Raw genomic sequence first — 16,787 nt, 5'->3', positions numbered from 1 at the left:
CCTCTTGACCTGCGGTTTTTGGTTCCGAACCGCGGTTGGCGATTCCTTGGTCTGTGCTTGACCGCTCGTTTGCCCAGGTAGCCTCCCCAATCACAGAAGTTGAAGGCTGCCCCGGAAGGTCCCCCGAACCTCCATGACACCAGAGATGCACAAGTACATCGAGCTGCTCGAGAAGGAGCTCGGTTACACGGAGAAGGCGAACGCCTACACCAAGTTCGGCGACTGGTACGGCAGGAACGTCGAGACCGACTCCGACTACAGCGGCCAGCCGTGGTGCGACATGTACCTGTCGTGGGCCGCGGCCAAGCTCGGCTACGAGGAGTGGATCGGGCAGTTCGCCTGGACCGTCGCCCACGCCGAATGGTTCAAGGAGCAGGGCGCCTGGGGGACCAAGCCCAAGCCGGGAGCGTTCGTCTTCTACGACTGGTCGGGGTCGGACGACATCGACGGCATCGACCACGTCGGCATCGTCACCAGCGTCGAGGGCGGCCGGATCCACACCATCGAGGGCAACATCGACGGCGGGGTCGCCAAGCGCAAGGAACGAGACACCAGCAAGGTCGTCGGATACGGGTACCCCGAGAAGATCAAGGCCAGGCTCGACGCCGCCAACGCCCCGCAGAAGGAGGAGGGCACCCTCGCGCCCGACACGCCCTTCTACGGCGACGCGGAGTCGGGCAACGAGTTCACGGCCCTGTTCCCGCGCGCCGAGGCCTCGCCCCAGGCCTCCGCCCCGGCCAAGCCCAAGGCGGCCGACGCCCCCGCCCCTCCCACGGCCAAGCCGGCGCCTTCAGCGACGTCCTCGTCCTCTGGTTCTTCGTCGTCGTCTTCCTCTGACGCCGAGGCGGGGACTCCAGCCGCCAAGGGCAAGCACGCCAAGCCCGCGACGGCCGACACGCAGGAGGCGACCACGCAGCCACTGCCCGCGATCGTCGACGTCGCCGCCGCCACCACTTCCCCGGTGGCCGCGCTCGGCACGCCCGCGCTGGTCGGCTCGGCCCTCGTCGCGGCGCTGGCGGTGCTGGTGTTCTCCAGGACCAGGCACGTACGGGCCCGCCTCGCCGGCGCCGGTCCGCTGGCGTCCGAGACGCCCGCCCGCGGCCGCCGCCGCAAGCGCGCCACCGTACGGCCCGCGGGCCGTACGGCGGGGACACGGCGCAAGACGTCGAAGGCCGGGATCGGGCTCACCGGCCCTGTCACCGGCTCTGTCACCGTCACCAGCTCCGTCACCAGCCCGGTCTCCACCACCGGCCTCATCTCCGCCACCGCGACCGGCCTCGCCTCGGCGACCGGCCTCGCCACCGCCTCCGGCCTCGCCACCGCCTCCGGCCTCGCCACCGCCTCCGGCCTCGCGTCCTCCAGTGGCACCGTCTCCATCGCCGCCTCCGGTCCCCTCTCCGCCCCCGGTCCCCTCTCCGGCTCCGTGGAGATGCCGCACCCTGCGCTCGTCCTGGCCGCGCCGGTGGACGAGGCGTACCTCACGAGCCCCCTCGACACCGACATCCTGACTCGCCTCGACGCCACCACCCTCGCCCACCTCGACGCCGCCTCGCTCGACGGCCTCGGATCGCCCGGCGGCACCGCCGCGCGCCGCGTCGCCGGAGCGGCCGATCTCGCCGGCGCGTCCGGCCGCTCCGGGGCCGGTGAGGCGGGGGCGTCGGAGACGGCCGGTCGCCGTGGCGAGCGGGTGCCGCGCAGGTTGCGCAGGGAGATCCCCGCCGAGCCGGTGCGCGGCGAGGTCACCGCCGAGTTCGACGCCTTCCGTGCCGCCTCGGGACGTCGAACCACCTACCGGCGGCTCGACCAGGCCGCCTCCTCGCCGGCGGGTGCCTTCCCGGGGATCGACCGCGACGCCCTGGCGCCGCGCGAGAACTCCGCCTACCGGGGCCGCCGCCGCAAGACCGCCGTCCACGGCGACGAGGCGGGCTTCCAGGAGAGCGCACCCACCCGCGGCCGCCGCCACCGCCCGGCGGCGGACGGCCACCCGCACGACGCCCGCCGCGCCGACCTCCGGGTGGCCGGGGGGTTCGTGCAGGACGCGCCGCTGAGGGGCCGTCGTCACCGCGACCTCGAGCCCGCCGCCACCCCCCGGTGACCGGCTACGACACCCCGTACTCCCGTGCGAACGCGCTCAGCCCGTCCACCGCGTCACGCGACCGCTTCCACGGCCGCACGATGAGCCGGTCCACCCCCAGCGCCGCCCACTCCCCCACCTCGCCGGGCGACGCCAGGTCGTAGGCGTGCGCCGTCACCGGCACGCGGCGCCCGCCCGACAGCTCCGACAGCACCTCCAGCTGCGGCCGGATCGACTCCAGCGTGTGCGGCATGCTGATCCACCCGTCGCACAGCGTCGCCGCTCTCCGCAGGGCCGCACGCGACTCGCCCCCGGCCAGCACGGGCAGCCGGTGCTGCACCGGCTTGGGCTCGAACGCCACCTCGGGAAAGCGGTAGAACTCCCCGCTGTGCTCCACCACGGGCTCGCTCCACAGCCGCCTGGCGATGCGCAGCGCCTCGTCGAGCCGGGCACCGCGCGTCTCGAAGGGCACTCCCGCCGCGTCCCACTCCCCCCGGTACCACCCGGCGCCGACCCCGCAGATGGCGCGCCCTGTCGAGATGACGTCGAGCGTGGCGAAGGCCCGCGCCGACACGAACGGGTGGCGCAGCGCGAACAGGTGGACGGCGGTGCCCAGCCGGATGCGGCGCGTCAGCCCGGCCAGCCAGCACAGGAACGCGGGCGCGTCGAAGATCGGCGTGGCGGGTCTGATGCCGGGGTCGCTGGTGCCCGGGTAGGTCGCGGTGGACAGGTCGGTGGTGAAGACGAGGTGCTCGGGCGCCCACACGGATTCGAACCCGAGCTCGTCCGCGGCGACGGCGACGTCCTTCCACGCGGCGGGATGCAGCAGGCCGAGCGGCACGCCGTACTTCATCTTCACGGCCATCGCGGTACCTCCCTGACCAGGGCGCGCACGCGGGCGCGGTGTGTTGCGCTGGTGCCGTACGCGGCGCTCCACGACCACACGCGGGTCAGCCAGTGGCGCAGTTCCAGCTCGTGGGTGTAGCCGATGGCGCCGTGCACCTGCAGTGCCGCTTCGGCGGCGAGGCGGGCGGCGTCGTTGGCGGCGGCCTTGGCGGCGCTGACGTCCCGCTCGCCTGAGGGCAGTTCGTAGGAGAGGGCCGCCCGGTGGACGAGGGGGGCGGCGAACTCCACGGCGATGGCGACGTCGGCGAGCCGGTGCTTGACCGCCTGGAAGCCGCCGATGGCCCGGCCGAACTGGGTGCGCTCGCGGGCGTAGGCGACGGTGGTGTCGAGCAGGTGGCGGGCGGCCCCGATCAGCTGGGCCGCGGTGGCGACGGTGGCCGCCCGCCACGCTGTTACGGCCGAGCCCGTCAGTTCGCGGGTGTCGCCGTCGAGGGTGACGGTGAACAGCGGCCTGGCGGGGTCGATGCCCGGCCGTGGCTCAAGCCGTACACGAAGTTGAGGAGCCTGCGACGATACGGCGTCGCGGGAGGCCACGCGCGGCCAGGCGACGATCACGTCGGCCAGGTCGGCGTCGGCGGCGGTCGAGGCGCTGTCGGCCACGGCGACGCGGAGCGCTCCGGCGGCGAGCTTGTCGAGTTCGGGCCCGTCGAGCAGCAGCGCGCCCGCGACGGCGGTGTCGACGACGGGGCCGGGCATGGCCGCCCGCCCGGTCTCCTCCAGGGCGGGCAGCGCGTCCGCGAGCCGAAGCCCGAGTCCGCCGCGCGAGTCGTCGACGAGCATCCCGAAGAAGCCGAGCGTCCCCAGCCGCTGCCAGGCGGCGGCGCCCCGGTCGTCGCGGCAGCCGGCGAGCACGTCGCGGACGACGAGCCCGAAGTCGGCCTGGTCGTCGGTGAAGGTGAAGTTCATCGTGGCAGCCCCAGGACCCGCTCGGCGACGATGTTGCGCTGGATCTCGTTGGTCCCGGCGTAGATGGGCCCGGCCAGGGAGAACAGGAAGCCGTCGTACCAGGGCGTCCCGGCGGCCCGGTCGCCGAGCAGGTCCATGGCGAGCGTGTGCATGCGCAGGTCGAGCTCGGACCAGAAGACCTTGCCGAGGCTGGAGGCGGCGCCGATCTCCGTGCCGTCCATGAGGCGGCGGGCGGTGGTGAAGGTGTGCAGGCGGTAGGCCTCGGCCTCGGTCCAGCAGCGGGCGGCCCGGTCGAGGAGCACCGGGTCGCCGGCGTCGGCGGCGAGGTCGACGAGCCGGGAGGCGGTGGCCAGGAAGCGGCCCGGGCTGCGCAGGGTGAGCCCGCGTTCGGAGGAGGTGGTGGCCATGGCGATGCGCCAGCCCTGGCCGACGTCGCCGAGCACCATGGAGTCGGGCACGAACACGCCGTCGAAGGCGAGTTCGGCGAAGCCGTACTCCCCGTCGAGCTGAGCGATGGGCCGCACCTCGACGTCGTCGAGGGGGAACAGGAAGTAGGTCAGGCCGTGGTGGCGCTCGCCCGAGGTGCGGAACAGGCCGAAGCCGTGGCCGGCGTAGGCGGCTCGTGAGCTCCAGGTCTTCAGTCCGTGCAGCCGCCAGCCGCCGTCGGCGCGGACGGCGCGTGAGGTGAGTGCGGCCAGGTCGCTGCCAGCGCCCGGCTCCGACCAGGCCTGGGCCCAGACGTCGTCGGCGCGGGCCATGCGCGGCAGCCAGGTGGCGCGCTGCTCGGGGGTGCCGTAGGTGAACAGGGTGGGGGCGAGCAGGAAGATGCCGTTCTGGGTGACCCTGGCCGGCGCTCCGGCCGCCCAGTACTCCTCCTCGAAGATCAGCCACTCGATGAGGGAGGCTCCCCGCCCGCCGTACTCCTCCGGCCAGGAGACCACGGACAGGCGTTCGGCGGCGAGCCGCGCCTCCCACGCGCGGTGGGCGGCGAAGCCGTCGGCTGTGTCGAGGGACGGCAGGTGGCGCGGGGTGTGTTCGGCCAGCCAGGAGCGCACCTCGGCGCGGAACGACTGTTCCGCGGGGGTGAAGTCGAGATCCACCTACCCAACCTAGCGCACGCTTGGTTCCCTGAACAGGAACCCCACCCCCGCCATCAGCGCCAGCGCCGACCACACCGTGATGGTCTGCACCGCCCAGCCGTACCACTCGGGCGGCGTGTAGGGCGCCAGGTGGAAGGGGTCGAAGCGGGTGAACAGCTCCATCAGCACGAGGTAGGGCGGCAGGAGCAGCCCGGCGGAGATCAGCGTGCCCGTGGTGGGGCCGCGGCGCTGGGCGCTGCGCGCGAGCAGCCCCAGGGCCACGCCGAGTGCCACGAACCCGGCCGAGTACGCCCACAGCCCGTAGACCACGTCGTCACGCGCACCCCAGACCCCCGTCCCGGCGGGCAGGGGCTCGGCCAGCGCGACGACCGACAGCGCCACCACGACCGGCCAGAACCCCAACGAGTGCGCCAGCACCGCGGCCGAGACCCGCGCGGGCCGCGCCTCGGCGTTGGCGGGGATGGCCAGCAGCCCCGCGACGAACGTGCCCGCGGCGAAGACCAGCAGCACGAACCTGGCCACCACGAACCAGCGCGGACCGTAGTCGGCCAGCCCGACGGCCGCGTCGCCGATCAGCCAGGCCAGGGCGACCAGGTAGGGCGTGCCCATCAGGCCGCTGAGCAGCGAACCCAGCGGGTCGCCCCGGTAGACCAGGAAGGTCGGGAAGAGCAGCAGCAGGGCGGCGACGGAGAAGACCTGGGCGTCGATCCGCAGCCAGAACCGGACGGCGTCGGAGGGTTCGGGGAGAGCAGCGGTGTCGATCGTGATGAGCAGCAGCCCGTAGAGGGCCACGTGGCCGAGAAGCACCGCGGCGGTGGGGCGTGACCTCATGACCCTTGGACGCTCGTGACCCCTGTTTTCGTTCGTCCGTAGCAGAACCTTGCCCGGTCCATGCCGTCGATGCGAGAGATTGTCAGTTGTGTGCCACTCTCCTGACAGCCGCCCGCCCGCACCGCCTGTCGTGGGCGAGGTCGCCGAGCACGGCGAGACCACCCTCACCTCCGCCGACGGCACCACGTTCCTGGCCTACCGGGCCGTGCCCGCCGAGCCCAACGGGCGCGGCGTCGTCATCTTCCCCGACGTGCGCGGCCTGCACCCGTTCTACCGCGACCTGGCCGTGCGCTACGCCGAGGCCGGCTTCCACGCCGTGGCCATCGACTACTTCGGCCGCACGGCGGGCACCGGCGAGCGCGGCGACGACTTCGACTACCTGCCGCACGTGCGGCAGGTCACCGACGAACAGCTCGACGCCGACGCCAGGGCGGCGGCGGCCACCCTGCCCGGCCCGGTCTTCGTCGTCGGCTTCTGCTTCGGCGGCGCCCATGCCTGGCGCGTGGCCGCCTCGGTCGAGGGCTTCGCGGGCGGCGTCGGCTACTACGGCTCGCTGCGCTTCATCGACGGCTGGGAGCCGAAGGGGCCCGGCTCCCCCGTGCTGATGCTCCTGGGCGGCGCCGACCGCGGCGCGACCCCCGAGCAGTTCGCCGCCCTGCGCTCCAGCCTGGAGCGGGCGGGCATCGAGGTCGAGCAGCACGTCTACGAGGGCGCGCCGCACTCCTTCTTCGACCGCTCGGCGACCGAGTGGGCCGAGGCGTGCGCCGACTCGTGGCGCAGGATCCTGGCCTTCACCTCTCGCCACGGATAGTTGAAAGGCGTACCGTCAGCGGCATGGCCACCGATTCCGTTCCGTGGCGGGGAGTCCACCACCTGGCCCTGGTGACAGCGGACATGGACGCGACCGTGCGCTTCTGGCACGGCGTCCTCGACGCGCGCCTGGTGACCACGCTTGCCATCCCCGCCTTCCGCCACTACTTCTTCGAGGTCGCGCCGGGCAACACCATCGCGTTCTTCGAGTTCACCGACCAGCCCATCGAGAGCTTCGCCAAGCCGGCCGGCGTGCCGTACCCGAAGGCCTCCCAGTTCGACCACCTGTCGCTGCACCTGCCGGACGAGGACGCGCTCAACCGCATGCGCGACCGGCTGAAGGCTCACGGCTGCGAGGTCACCGACGTGATCGACCACGGGTTCCTGCGGTCGATCTACTTCAGCGACCCCAACGGCATCGCGCTGGAGGCCTCGTGGTGGACGATCGACCCCACCGGGCGGCCGGTCGACTACGGCGACGAGCGCCTGTTCGCCGACGCCGACCCGGTGCCCGCCGTACGAGAGCTTCGTGACCACGGCCGCCTGGAGCGCACCGTGGCCACGCGTCTGGTCGACGGGATCATCGAGGACCTCGGACGCGAGGGGATCACCGTGGAGCGGAGCACCGGCTAACCCAGATAGGCGGCCCTGACCACCGGGTCCTGCCTGATCCGCTCGGGCGGTCCCTGGGCGATGACCTTGCCCAGGTCCAGCACCACGAGCCGGTCGCACACGCCCATCACGAAGCCCATGTCGTGCTCGACGAGCAGCACGGTCGTCTCCAGGCCCGTGACGACCTCGCGAAGCCTGGCCACCTGGTCGGCGTCCAGCCCCGAGGTCGGCTCGTCGAGCAGCAGCAGCCTCGGCCGGCCGGCCAGCGCCCTGGCCAGCTCCACCAGCCGCCGCTGCCCGACCGGCAACGCCGCCGCGTACGCGTCGCGCAGCGGCGTCAGCCCGCACAACGCCAGCACCTCGTCCACGCGCCCGCCACGCTCGCGCTCCAGCGTGCGCCTCGACGGCCAGGCGGCCAGGTCGCCCAGGAAGTTCTGGCGCGGCCACTCCAGCGCGGCCAGCACGTTCTCCGCCACCGTCAGGCGGCCGAAGACCTGGGTGCGCTGGAACGTGCGGCGCACGCCGTTCCTGGCCCGCTTCACCGCGCTCAGACCGGTCAGGTCCTGCCCCTGGAGGCTCACCCGCCCGCCGCTCGGCCTGCGCAACCCGGAGATCACGTCGAACAGCGTGGTCTTGCCCGCGCCGTTGGGACCGATCACGCCGCAGATCCCGCCCTCCGGGGCCTCGAAGTTCACCTCCGTCAGGGCCCTGACCCCGCCGAAGGAGACCGACACGTCCTCGACTCTCATGACACCCCCAGATAGGCCGCCGCCAGCCGCTCGCCGTCGACCTCCGACCGGGAGCCCGTCCAGGTGATGCGGCCCAGCCGCATGAACGCCACCCGGTCGGCGATCGCCAGCGCCTCCGTCGCCTTCTCCTCGACCAGGAGAAGCGCCACACCCTTGTCGCGCAGCTCGGTGAACAGCTGGAAGACCTGCTCGACCACCCTCGGGGCCAGGCCCAGGGAGGGCTCGTCGGCGATCAGCACCTTCGGTGGTCTGACCAGGGCGGGGGCGAGGGTGAGAAGCTGTTGCTCGCCTCCCGACAGCGCACCGGCCGGTACGGCACGCCGGGTGGCCAGGAGCGGGAGGCGGTCGAAGACGGGGGCGGGGTCGGGCAGCCAGGTGCGCAGGTTCTCCTCCACGGTGAGGGCGGGGAAGACGCCGCGCCCTTCCGGGGCCAGGAGGATGCCCGCCCTGGCCCGTCGATGCGGCTGCCAGGTGGTGACGTCCGTGCCGTCGAGCAGCACCCGGCCCTCGGTGAGCAGGACGTCTCCGGCGGCCACGGCGCAGGTGGTGGACTTGCCCGCGCCGTTGGCTCCCAGGAGGGCGACGACCTCGCCCGCGTGGACCTCCAGGTCGACGCCCCGCAGGACGGTGGCCTCGGCTCGGGCGGCGACCACGCCTTGGAGCTCGAACAGCGGGGACGGCTGGTCACCGGACGCCTCCCGCCGGGCTCCGCCGTACACCGTCTCACCGACGCGGCGGAGGGGGACACCGGGAGCGGCGGACAGGGGGTCCACCGTGGCGCCCGCCGTGGTGTCCGCCGTGGTGGACCCCGCCGTGGCCTTCGTGCGGCGGCGGTACCGTTGCTCGGCGAGCTGGGCGAGCACGCCGTCCGGGTGTTTGGCCAGGATCATCCCGCCCGCCCCGAACAGGATGAGCCCCACGTGCGCCGACACTCCCCACGCCGACAGCAGTTCGGGGAAGACGGCCGCGATGAGGCCGCCCACCACCGCGCCGCCGATGCGCCGCACTCCCTGCAGCACCACGACGGCGAGCCAGACGAACCCGGCGAACGCCGGCAGGTCGGTGGCGGTGGTCGCCCCCTTGGAGATCGCGTACAGCACCCCGCCGAGCCCCGCGATCGCCGAGGCCAGCGCGAAGAGCAGGAACTTGGTGCGCGCCGCCGACAACCCCGAGGTGGTCGCGGCGGCGGGAGCCGAGCGCACCGCGAGGATCGCCCGGCCGGAGGCCGACCGTTCGAGGTTGCGCACCAGCAGCCCGACCAGACCGATCAGCACGAGCAGCAGCACCACCCGCACCTGCGGCGAGGTCGTGGTGCCCAAGCCCAGGTTGATCGCGGGCAGCGTCCACCCGATGGTCCCGTTGCTGAAGGCGTCGATCTGGAAGAGCACCTGGTCGGCCAGGAGCGCCAGGGCCAGCGTGGCCAGGGTGAGGATGCGCCCGCCGAGCCGCAGCGCGGGCAGGGCGACGAGCATGCCGACGGCGGTGGCGGCGAGCACCCCGAGCACGATGGCCACGATGAACGGCAGCCCCGCGGAGAAGGCCCATCCGCAGGTGAGTGCGGCCATCGCGGCGAAGGAGGCCTGGGCGAGGTTGACCATGCCGCCGATCCCGGTGACGACCACGAACGAGCAGAAGATCAGCGCCAGGACCAGGCCCTGGGCGACGATGCCCACGTAGTAGTCGGACTGGGTGAAGGTGAAGCCCAGCAGCAGGGCCAGGCCGGCGAGCCAGGGCAGGCGGCGCCGCCACGGCGGCAGGTCGGCGCGGTAGTCGGGCGGCGGCGTGTCCTCGGCCGAGCTGCCCGCCACCCGCTCGCGCGAGCGGTTGAGCAGCAGCAGGCCGAGGAAGAGCAGGATGACGGGTACGGCGGAGCGAAGGCCGGTGATCTCCTGCAGGAACGAGCCGTATCCGGCGACGAGGTTCGTCACGACGCCGAGCCCGAGCCCGGCGGCGAAGGTCCAGGGGATGGAGCGCAGCCGACCGAACACCGCGGCTGTGGCGGAGGCGAACAGCAGCACGGTGTAGGCGTGGGCGTCGAGCCCGACGATGGGCAGCGCCAGCACACCGGCCAGGCCGGCGAGCAGGCAGCTGAGCATCCAGGCGAGGGCGGAGGTGGAGTCGGGGTCGATGCCCCGTAGCCCGGCCAGGCCGCGCCGGTCGACGCAGGCGCGCATGCGCAGGCCGTACGGGGTGTGGCGCATGAAGGCCCACAGGCCGGCGGCGGCCAGTACGGCGAAGCCGAAGGTGATCAGCTGGTCGCTGTCGAGCGTGACGATGCCGAGGTCGAACAGCGCGGGCGGCGCCGGGCCGACGCCGCGCGGCTGCACGCTCACGTCGATTGGCGCGAGCCCCAGGGGCAGGGCCAGCTCGACCAGGAAGAGCCCGAGGGCGGGCAGCGCGATCGTCAGCCCGATGGTGCCGACGATCTGCGCCGTCTCCCCCGCCCCCGCCAGCCCGCGGAACATCGCCCGGTGCAGTGCCAGCCCGACCAGCGGCGCGAACAGCCCGGCCGCCACCAGGGCGGCGATCCAGCGCGGCAGCCCGAGTCCGGCGTAGAGCTCGTAGTACACCAGCGCGGTCAGGAAGCCGATCGCGCCGTGGGCGAAGTTGAACACCCCGGTCGCCGCGTACGACAGGGTCAGTCCCGAGCCCAGCACCGCGAAGATCGCGCCGGTGACGAGCCCGCTGAGGATGTATCCGATCACGGCTTGAGCGGCACGTTGTCGAAGCACTTCATGTTCTTGGCCACCTGGAACGCGCCGCCGCTGATCTTCACCAGCGCGCCGCAGCCGTTGGGCTCGTCGTGGTCCTTGGGATAGGCGATGCGCCCGAATCCGGCGTTCTCGTAGGAAAAGGTGCCGTTGGCCACGGACAGGAACTTCTCCCTGGTGAGGTCCTTGCCCGCCTGGTCGGCGACCTTCAGGAAGATGTCGGCCGCCCAGTAGCCGATGGCCAGGTGCTGGGTGAGCTGGGTGCCGGGCGCCACGGCCTCGACGTCCTTGCGCAGCTGCTCGATCTCCGGGGCGGTCGACTCGAAGGGCTCGAACATGGGTGCCGCGATGACGCCTTCGAACGCCTGCGCCTGGGCGGGGTCCTTGAGGATGTTGGCGTCGTAGCTGGTGGCGTCGGTGAGCACGCCCTGGTAGCCGGCCTTCTTCAGGCCCGCGTAGAGCCCGGCGTTGAACTTGGTGCCCGCGATGACGCTGACGACGACGTCGGGCTTGGTCGCCATGATCTTGTTGACGTGCGGGAGCCAGTCGGGCGGCGGGGCCGCGGCGGGCAGGCTGGAGTCGACGCCGACGAGGGTGAAGCCGGCCGCCTCGAACGACTGGGAGATGGTCTTGCCGCCGTACTTGCTGCCGCTGGAGTCGGAGGTCTGCACCCAGACCTTCTTGCCCTGGGCGCCGCCGAGCAGGTCGGCCATCTGCCGTCCCCACCAGGTCTGCGAGCCCGCGCCCGCCTTGGGCGCCAGGCAGCCGTTGTAGCCGAAGCCGGTCGTGGTGCCGCACCACTGCGGCCCGGTCGCCCAGCCGAACCACGGCACGCCCTGCTGCTCCAGGAAGGCGGCGCCGCCGAAGTTGGGCGCGTGCACGGGCACGAGGGCGAACACGCCGTCCTTCTGCACGAGCTTCTTGGCCGCGGCGTCGCCCTTGGCCGCGTCCTGGGTGTCGTCCTCGGCGCCGACGAACTCGATCTTCCTGCCGTGCACGCCGCCTGCGGCGTTGGCGCGCTCGAACCTGGCCTTGGCGCCGATCTCGGCGTCCTTGGTGGAGTAGCCGCTGGCCGAGGTCTTGGTGAGCACCCCGCCGATCTTGATGGAGGTGCCGGTGACACCGGAAGCCGCACCGCTGGCCGTACCGCCCGACTGTTCGGCCGCGCAGGCCGCGGCGGCGAGCCCCGCAGCGGCCAGGACGGCAATCATCCGCTTCCTCATGAAAACCACCTAGCGCTCGCTCGGTTTTCTGAAGAGTAGATTTACGGACATCACCAAGCAACTGCTTGCTACGCAATTGTGCTCCGGCTAGCGTGACGGTCATGCTGACCCGCGCCGCCGTACTGACCGAATTCCACGCGCCCCTGGAGATCCGCGAGGTCGAGCTGGCCGACCCGGGACCCGGCGAGGTCCGCGTGCGCATCCGGGCCTCCGGCATCTGCGGCTCCGACCTGAAGGCCATCGACGGCAAGAGCCCGGTCGTCTCCCAGCTGCCCTTCGTGCTCGGCCACGAGAGCGCGGGCGTGGTCGAGAGCGTCGGCGAGGGGGTCGCGGCACTCAAGCCGGGCGACCACGTGATCATCGCGATGAGCGGTCCCTGCGGGCGCTGCCGGGGCTGCGCCGGGGGCGAGTTCCACCTGTGCTCGGGCCCAGCGCGGATGACCGCGATCATGGGCGGGTTGCCGCGCATGACCCTCGACGGCGCCGAGACCAGGCGCTTCATCGGCATCGGCTCCTTCGCCGAGCACGCGGTGGTCTCCGAGCGCATGTGCGTGAAGATCGCCAAGGACGCGCCCTTCGCCGCCATGGCCCTGCTCGCGTGCGGCGTCGTCACCGGCGTCGGCGCCGTGCTCAACGTGGCGCGTGTGCAGCCGGGCTCAAGTGTGCTGGTCGTCGGCTGCGGCGGGGTCGGGCTCAACGTCATCCAGGGCGCGGTGCTGGCCGGGGCCACCACGATCTACGCCGCCGACATCGCCGAGCAGAAGCTCAAGCTGGCCGAGCGGTTCGGCGCGACACCGGTCCAGGAGTTCCCGCAGAACGTCGACTACGCCTTCGACGCCACCGGCGTTCCCGGCGTGCTGGCCAAGGCCTTCGCCGCCACCCGCCCGGGCGGCACGACCGTCATGGTCGGCAGCCCGCCGCGCGGCCAGAACCTGGAGATCGACCCCAGCCTGCTGTTCGCCTCGCGCAGGCTCATGGGCACCCAGGGCGGCGACGCCGCGCCGCTGCGCGACCTGCCCATGCTGGCCGCGCAGTACATGGCGGGACGGCTGGACCTGGACGGGCTGATCACCGAACGCGTGCCGCTGGAGGACATCAACGCGGCGGTCGAAAGGGTACGGCAGGGCTCGGTGGCCCGCAGTGTCATCGTCTTCGACTGACGGGCGGGGGTACGGCACGCGTCCCGCCCCCGCCCGCTCGCCCTTACAGGAAGGTCGCGATCCAGTCGGCCACGACGGGGATGTCGACGCGCTGGTAGCCGCCGAGGTAGCGGCAGTTCTGCGTGTAGCCGTAGCTCGTCACGGTGACGAGGTAGCCGTTGAGGAAGCCGGGACCGCCCGAGTCGCCGAAGCAGGTGCCTCCGGTGCCGCGGTTGTCGTTGTAGTTGCCGTTGGCCTGCAGGATCTGCGGCGTCAGCTTCTGACCCGGAGACTCCGCGTAGCGGCGCATCAGCGGATACGTCATCGGCTGCGGCTTCTGCGGGCCGGTCAGCGGCTTACGGACCTCGGTGCCGTACCCGACGAAGGTGAAGATGGTCTTGTTGAGCCTCGGCTGGGCGTAGGCGTCGAGGTAGCCGATCGGCGCCAGCTGGGCCGGGGTGATCCCGGCGACCGGCTGGTCGAGCACGATGACGCCGATGTCGTTCCAGTTGTCGAGGTCGGTGAAGCCCGAGTATTCGGGGTGGGTGTGGGCGGTGCCCGACAGGAACCCGGCCGCGGTGATCTCCTGCGGGGTGTATCCCGCGCTCGGGTCGGCGGCGACCGGGAACGGCGACGGCGGGTTCTCGGCGATCACCGAGTCGAAGGTGACGAGCGTGCTGCCCAGTGTGCCCTCCGTGCAGTGCGCGGCCGTCAGCAGGACGGTCGGCGAGATGAGGGTGGCCGAGCAGCGGAAGCGCCCCTCCTCGGTGTAGTAGAGGATGAGGCCGACGTTGGGGTGCAGGTTGCCGTCCGGGAGGCCTCCCGTGATGGCCCCGGCCGGTGCGGTGAGGGAGAGCAGCAGGGCCACGGCGGCTATGGCGCTTGTCAGCGCCTTGCGCATGACAGACATGGGCGAAGTCTGTGCCCTGACTGTCACGAGAGCACTTCTATCGCGCATCGACCAGCTCACGTGGTGCTGACGTGTGCTCCTCGTGCCCCTCGACCGACAGGTTGGGCAGCAGCCGGTCGAGCCAGCGCGGGCACCACCAGTTGGCCCGTCCCAGCAGCACCATCGTCGCCGGAACCAGGAACCCGCGGATGATGGTCGCGTCGACCGCGATGGCCACCGCCAGGCCCACGCCGAACACCTTCACCAGAGGGTCGGGGTAGGCGATGAAGGCGACGAACACGGCGACCATGATGAGTGCCGCCGACGTGATCACCCGTCCGGTCGAGCCCAGTCCCTCGGCCACGGCGCGGCGGTTGTCCCCGTGCTTGAGGTAGGCCTGGCGCACCGCGGTCAGCAGGAAGACCTCGTAGTCCATCGACAGCCCGAACAGCACCGCGAAGAGCATCAGGGGCACGTAGTTGTCGATCGGGACGCTGAAGATCCACTCCACGAGCATGGCGTCGGAGACCGGTGGGTCCATGCCCACCAGGCGGCTGCCCAGGCCCAGGGAGAAGACCAGCGCCAGCGCGCCGAAGGCGGCGCCGAGCGAGATCAGGTTCATCACCGCGGCCTTGACCGCCACCACGGGGGCGCGGAAGGCGAGCAGCAGGAGCAACGCGCTGAGCAGCACCACCACGCCGATGACCAGCGGCGTGCGCTCGACCATGCGGCCGCCGACGTCGGCCATCGCCGCCACCTCGCCGCCGACGTGCACCTTCGCGCCGGGCAGCTCCAGCGCGCGCACCGCCTCGACCACGTCCAGGGAACGCGGGTCACCGGGCGCGTAGTCGGGGATGACCTGCACCAGGACCGACCTGCCGGACTCGTTGAGCTTGGCGGGGCCGACGCTCGCCACGCCCGGCACCTCGTCCAGCGCCTGCCGTACGGCGTGCGCGTCACCGGTGCCGTCGGCCACCACGATCAGCGGCCCGTTGGCGCCGGGTCCGTACCCGGTCTGGATCAGCTCGTAGGCGCGGCGGGTGGTGGTGCCCTCCTCGGCGTAGGAGTCGCCGAGCGGGCCGAGCTTCAGCGTCAGGGCGGGCGCGGCCAGGGCGGCCAGCACCAGCACGCTGCCGATCAGCACCCGCCAGGGCCTCCGGGCGACCCACTGGGCCAGGCCGCCCCAGCCGCTGTCCTCCGAGCCGCGCGCCTTGAGCACCCGCAGCGCGTTGATCTTCGGTCCGAGCACGCCGAGCATCGCGGGCACCAGCGTGACCGAGGTGAGCACCGCGCACACCACCGACAGGCCGGTGATCCAGCCGAGTGTCTGCAGCAGCGGGAAGCCGCCGAGCATGAGCGCGCTCAGCGCGATGATCACGGTGCCGCCCGCGAACACGACCGCGCCGCCCGAGCTGGAGGTGGTCCTGCGCACGGCCTCCACGGTCGGCACGCCCTCGGCCAGGAGCCTGCGGTAGCGGGAGATGAGGAACAGGGCGTAGTCGATGCCGACGCCCAGGCCGATCATGGTGGCCATGATGCCCGCCTGCTTGGGCACGTCGATCAGGTGGCCGAGCAGGCCGATCAGGCCCAGCCCCGTCACGACGCTGACGAGGGCGCTGAAGATGGGCACCAGGGCGGCGACGAGCGTGCCGAACGCGAGGACCAGCACGAGCAGGGCGATGAGCACGCCGGCGATCTCGCTCGGGCCGGTCTTGATCTCCTTGTCGGCGGGCGTGGAGTTGTCGGCGGGCACCACCTCGACCCCGTACTCCCGCGCCGGGTCGGCGGCCTTCGCGATCGTCTGGGCGGTCTGCGCCGTCTTGGTGGTGTCGTGGCCTTCGAGCCTGACGACGATCATCCCGATGTTCGGGTTCGCCGACGGCCTGAGCTCGGCGTCCACGACGTTCGGGAGCCGCTCGATGCGCTCGACCGAGTCGTCCAGGGCCTGCTTGCGCGGCTCGGCGGCCAGGGCCGCGTCCGCGTACAGGACCAGCTGGACCGTCCCGCCCGTGCCGTAACCGGGACCGAAACCCTCGGCCATCAGGTCGTGGGCCCGCTGGGCGTCGCTGCCGGGGATCGACACCTCGTTGCTCACCGGGCTGCCGAGCGCCAGGCTGCCGCCCATCAGGGCCGCCGCGACGATCACCCACAGGGCCAGCACCCAGCGGCCGTGCCGCGCGCACCAGCCGCCCAACCGTCCCAGCAGTCCCGACATTGGCTTTCCCCTCGTCCTGTACGCCCGTACAGGACCTACGATAAGCAGTGCTGCACCACCTGGGAAGTGAGACGATGACCACACTCGATCACGGCAACGACACCCGCAGCCGCATCCTCGCCGCGGCGCAGAAACTGTTCGCCGAGCGCGGCTACGCCGCCACCTCGCTCGCCGACATCGCCGGCGCCGTCGGACTGACCAAGACGGCCGTCGCCTACCACTTCCACCCCAAGGACCGGCTTGCCGCCGAGCTCATCGCACCCGCCGCCGACGACCTGTTCGACTTCCTCGGCGCCACCTTCGACACCTTCTCGCGCTGCCTCGACGGACTGGTGACCTTCTGCGTACGGCATCGCGCGGTGGTGCGGCTCATGCTGGAGGACATCGGGCGCATCGACGAGGCGCCGCCCGGATCCACCGGCGAGGCGGTGCGCACCTTCCGCGACGAGATCTACGCCAAGCTGGTCGGCCCCGAGCCGACGGACTTCACCAGGGTGCGGGGATGGGCGGCGCTGGGAGCGCTGGAGTACGGCATGGTGCACACGATGGACCTGCCGGAGGAGACGGTACGGCAGAGCCTGCTGGAGCTGCTCTCCCGCTGGGCCTGACCCCCGCCCCGGGA

The 16,787-nt window shown here is 72.2% G+C and carries 14 protein-coding genes; 5 read left to right on the top strand and 9 right to left on the bottom strand.

Annotation, left to right across the window (positions count from 1 at the left end):
* The first annotated feature begins 133 nt into the window (after positions 1 to 133).
* Positions 134 to 2,095 carry a CHAP domain-containing protein gene (locus tag HNR30_RS47135; RefSeq protein ID WP_246377056.1) on the top strand — a complete coding sequence of 654 codons (1,962 nt, stop codon included), beginning with the start codon at positions 134 to 136 and terminating at the stop codon, positions 2,093 to 2,095.
* A gap of 4 nt (positions 2,096 to 2,099) precedes the next feature.
* On the opposite strand, the gene HNR30_RS00330 is transcribed toward HNR30_RS47135, so the two are convergent.
* The 4 genes from HNR30_RS00330 to HNR30_RS00315 are packed head-to-tail and all read right to left on the bottom strand — an operon-like array spanning position 2,100 to position 5,817.
* On the bottom strand, positions 2,100 to 2,939 hold the full coding sequence (locus HNR30_RS00330) for a TIGR03619 family F420-dependent LLM class oxidoreductase (protein WP_246377055.1): 840 nt from the start codon (positions 2,937 to 2,939) through the stop codon (positions 2,100 to 2,102).
* On the bottom strand, positions 2,930 to 3,886 hold the full coding sequence (locus tag HNR30_RS00325; RefSeq protein WP_181607020.1) for an acyl-CoA dehydrogenase family protein: 957 nt from the start codon (positions 3,884 to 3,886) through the stop codon (positions 2,930 to 2,932). Before HNR30_RS00325 ends, HNR30_RS00330 begins: the two co-directional genes overlap by 10 nt.
* A complete protein-coding gene (locus HNR30_RS00320; RefSeq protein WP_181607019.1) occupies positions 3,883 to 4,986 on the bottom strand; it encodes an acyl-CoA dehydrogenase family protein in 1,104 nt (367 codons plus the stop codon). Before HNR30_RS00320 ends, HNR30_RS00325 begins: the two co-directional genes overlap by 4 nt.
* 9 nt (positions 4,987 to 4,995) lie before the next feature.
* Positions 4,996 to 5,817 carry a hypothetical protein gene (locus HNR30_RS00315; RefSeq protein ID WP_181607017.1) on the bottom strand — a complete coding sequence of 274 codons (822 nt, stop codon included), beginning with the start codon at positions 5,815 to 5,817 and terminating at the stop codon, positions 4,996 to 4,998.
* An 88-nt stretch (positions 5,818 to 5,905) separates the two neighbouring features.
* On the opposite strand from HNR30_RS00315, the gene HNR30_RS00310 reads away from it, so the two are divergent.
* A complete protein-coding gene (locus tag HNR30_RS00310) occupies positions 5,906 to 6,628 on the top strand; it encodes a dienelactone hydrolase family protein (RefSeq protein ID WP_181607012.1) in 723 nt (240 codons plus the stop codon).
* A gap of 23 nt (positions 6,629 to 6,651) precedes the next feature.
* The gene (locus tag HNR30_RS00305; RefSeq protein ID WP_181607010.1) at positions 6,652 to 7,260 is read left to right on the top strand and encodes a VOC family protein; all 609 of its coding nucleotides are present in this window, start codon (positions 6,652 to 6,654) and stop codon (positions 7,258 to 7,260) included.
* Here HNR30_RS00305 and HNR30_RS00300 read toward each other — a convergent pair.
* Genes HNR30_RS00300 through HNR30_RS00290 form a run of 3 tightly spaced genes read right to left on the bottom strand, consistent with a single transcriptional unit; the run spans position 7,257 to position 11,922 of the window.
* Positions 7,257 to 7,988 carry an ABC transporter ATP-binding protein gene (locus HNR30_RS00300; protein ID WP_181607008.1) on the bottom strand — a complete coding sequence of 244 codons (732 nt, stop codon included), beginning with the start codon at positions 7,986 to 7,988 and terminating at the stop codon, positions 7,257 to 7,259. The two genes, HNR30_RS00305 and HNR30_RS00300, sit on opposite strands and share 4 nt — an antisense overlap.
* Positions 7,985 to 10,693: an ABC transporter permease subunit gene (locus HNR30_RS00295; RefSeq protein WP_181607004.1), complete on the bottom strand. Its 2,709-nt coding sequence runs from the start codon at positions 10,691 to 10,693 to the stop codon at positions 7,985 to 7,987. The genes HNR30_RS00300 and HNR30_RS00295 overlap by 4 nt, the downstream gene beginning before the upstream one ends.
* Positions 10,690 to 11,922 carry an ABC transporter substrate-binding protein gene (locus HNR30_RS00290; RefSeq protein ID WP_181607001.1) on the bottom strand — a complete coding sequence of 411 codons (1,233 nt, stop codon included), beginning with the start codon at positions 11,920 to 11,922 and terminating at the stop codon, positions 10,690 to 10,692. Before HNR30_RS00290 ends, HNR30_RS00295 begins: the two co-directional genes overlap by 4 nt.
* Before the next feature lie 101 nt (positions 11,923 to 12,023).
* Between HNR30_RS00290 and HNR30_RS00285 the strand changes: the two genes are divergently transcribed.
* On the top strand, positions 12,024 to 13,082 hold the full coding sequence (locus tag HNR30_RS00285; protein ID WP_181606999.1) for an alcohol dehydrogenase catalytic domain-containing protein: 1,059 nt from the start codon (positions 12,024 to 12,026) through the stop codon (positions 13,080 to 13,082).
* 43 nt (positions 13,083 to 13,125) lie between these two features.
* Here the strand turns inward: HNR30_RS00285 and HNR30_RS00280 are convergent, their stop codons facing one another.
* Together HNR30_RS00280 and HNR30_RS00275 are read right to left on the bottom strand one after the other, a co-directional pair.
* Positions 13,126 to 13,971 carry a S1 family peptidase gene (locus HNR30_RS00280; RefSeq protein ID WP_220133123.1) on the bottom strand — a complete coding sequence of 282 codons (846 nt, stop codon included), beginning with the start codon at positions 13,969 to 13,971 and terminating at the stop codon, positions 13,126 to 13,128.
* 37 nt (positions 13,972 to 14,008) lie between these two features.
* The gene (locus HNR30_RS00275; protein WP_181606995.1) at positions 14,009 to 16,165 is read right to left on the bottom strand and encodes an MMPL family transporter; all 2,157 of its coding nucleotides are present in this window, start codon (positions 16,163 to 16,165) and stop codon (positions 14,009 to 14,011) included.
* 74 nt (positions 16,166 to 16,239) lie between these two features.
* Between HNR30_RS00275 and HNR30_RS00270 the strand changes: the two genes are divergently transcribed.
* Entirely contained in the window at positions 16,240 to 16,773 is a 534-nt protein-coding gene (locus tag HNR30_RS00270) for a TetR/AcrR family transcriptional regulator (RefSeq protein WP_181606993.1), read from the top strand.
* The last annotated feature ends 14 nt before the right edge of the window (positions 16,774 to 16,787 follow it).

Origin of the sequence: Nonomuraea soli, from assembly GCF_013761175.1 — a bacterium.
Classification (GTDB): Bacteria; Actinomycetota; Actinomycetes; order Streptosporangiales; family Streptosporangiaceae; genus Nonomuraea; species Nonomuraea soli.
The sequence above is the reverse complement of the archived record's forward strand: the minus strand, read 5'-3'. Positions and strand labels throughout refer to the sequence as shown.

Coding starts and splice junctions, on each gene's coding strand:
- HNR30_RS00290 (WP_181607001.1), bottom strand. CDS start 11,922: ATGAGGAAGCGGATGATTGCCGTCCTGGCCGCTGCGGGGCTCGCCGCC.
- HNR30_RS00275 (WP_181606995.1), bottom strand. CDS start 16,165: ATGTCGGGACTGCTGGGACGGTTGGGCGGCTGGTGCGCGCGGCACGGC.
- HNR30_RS00330 (WP_246377055.1), bottom strand. CDS start 2,939: ATGGCCGTGAAGATGAAGTACGGCGTGCCGCTCGGCCTGCTGCATCCC.
- HNR30_RS00270 (WP_181606993.1), top strand. CDS start 16,240: ATGACCACACTCGATCACGGCAACGACACCCGCAGCCGCATCCTCGCC.
- HNR30_RS00315 (WP_181607017.1), bottom strand. CDS start 5,817: ATGAGGTCACGCCCCACCGCCGCGGTGCTTCTCGGCCACGTGGCCCTC.
- HNR30_RS00325 (WP_181607020.1), bottom strand. CDS start 3,886: ATGAACTTCACCTTCACCGACGACCAGGCCGACTTCGGGCTCGTCGTC.
- HNR30_RS00300 (WP_181607008.1), bottom strand. CDS start 7,988: ATGAGAGTCGAGGACGTGTCGGTCTCCTTCGGCGGGGTCAGGGCCCTG.
- HNR30_RS00280 (WP_220133123.1), bottom strand. CDS start 13,971: ATGTCTGTCATGCGCAAGGCGCTGACAAGCGCCATAGCCGCCGTGGCC.
- HNR30_RS00285 (WP_181606999.1), top strand. CDS start 12,024: ATGCTGACCCGCGCCGCCGTACTGACCGAATTCCACGCGCCCCTGGAG.
- HNR30_RS47135 (WP_246377056.1), top strand. CDS start 134: ATGACACCAGAGATGCACAAGTACATCGAGCTGCTCGAGAAGGAGCTC.
- HNR30_RS00305 (WP_181607010.1), top strand. CDS start 6,652: ATGGCCACCGATTCCGTTCCGTGGCGGGGAGTCCACCACCTGGCCCTG.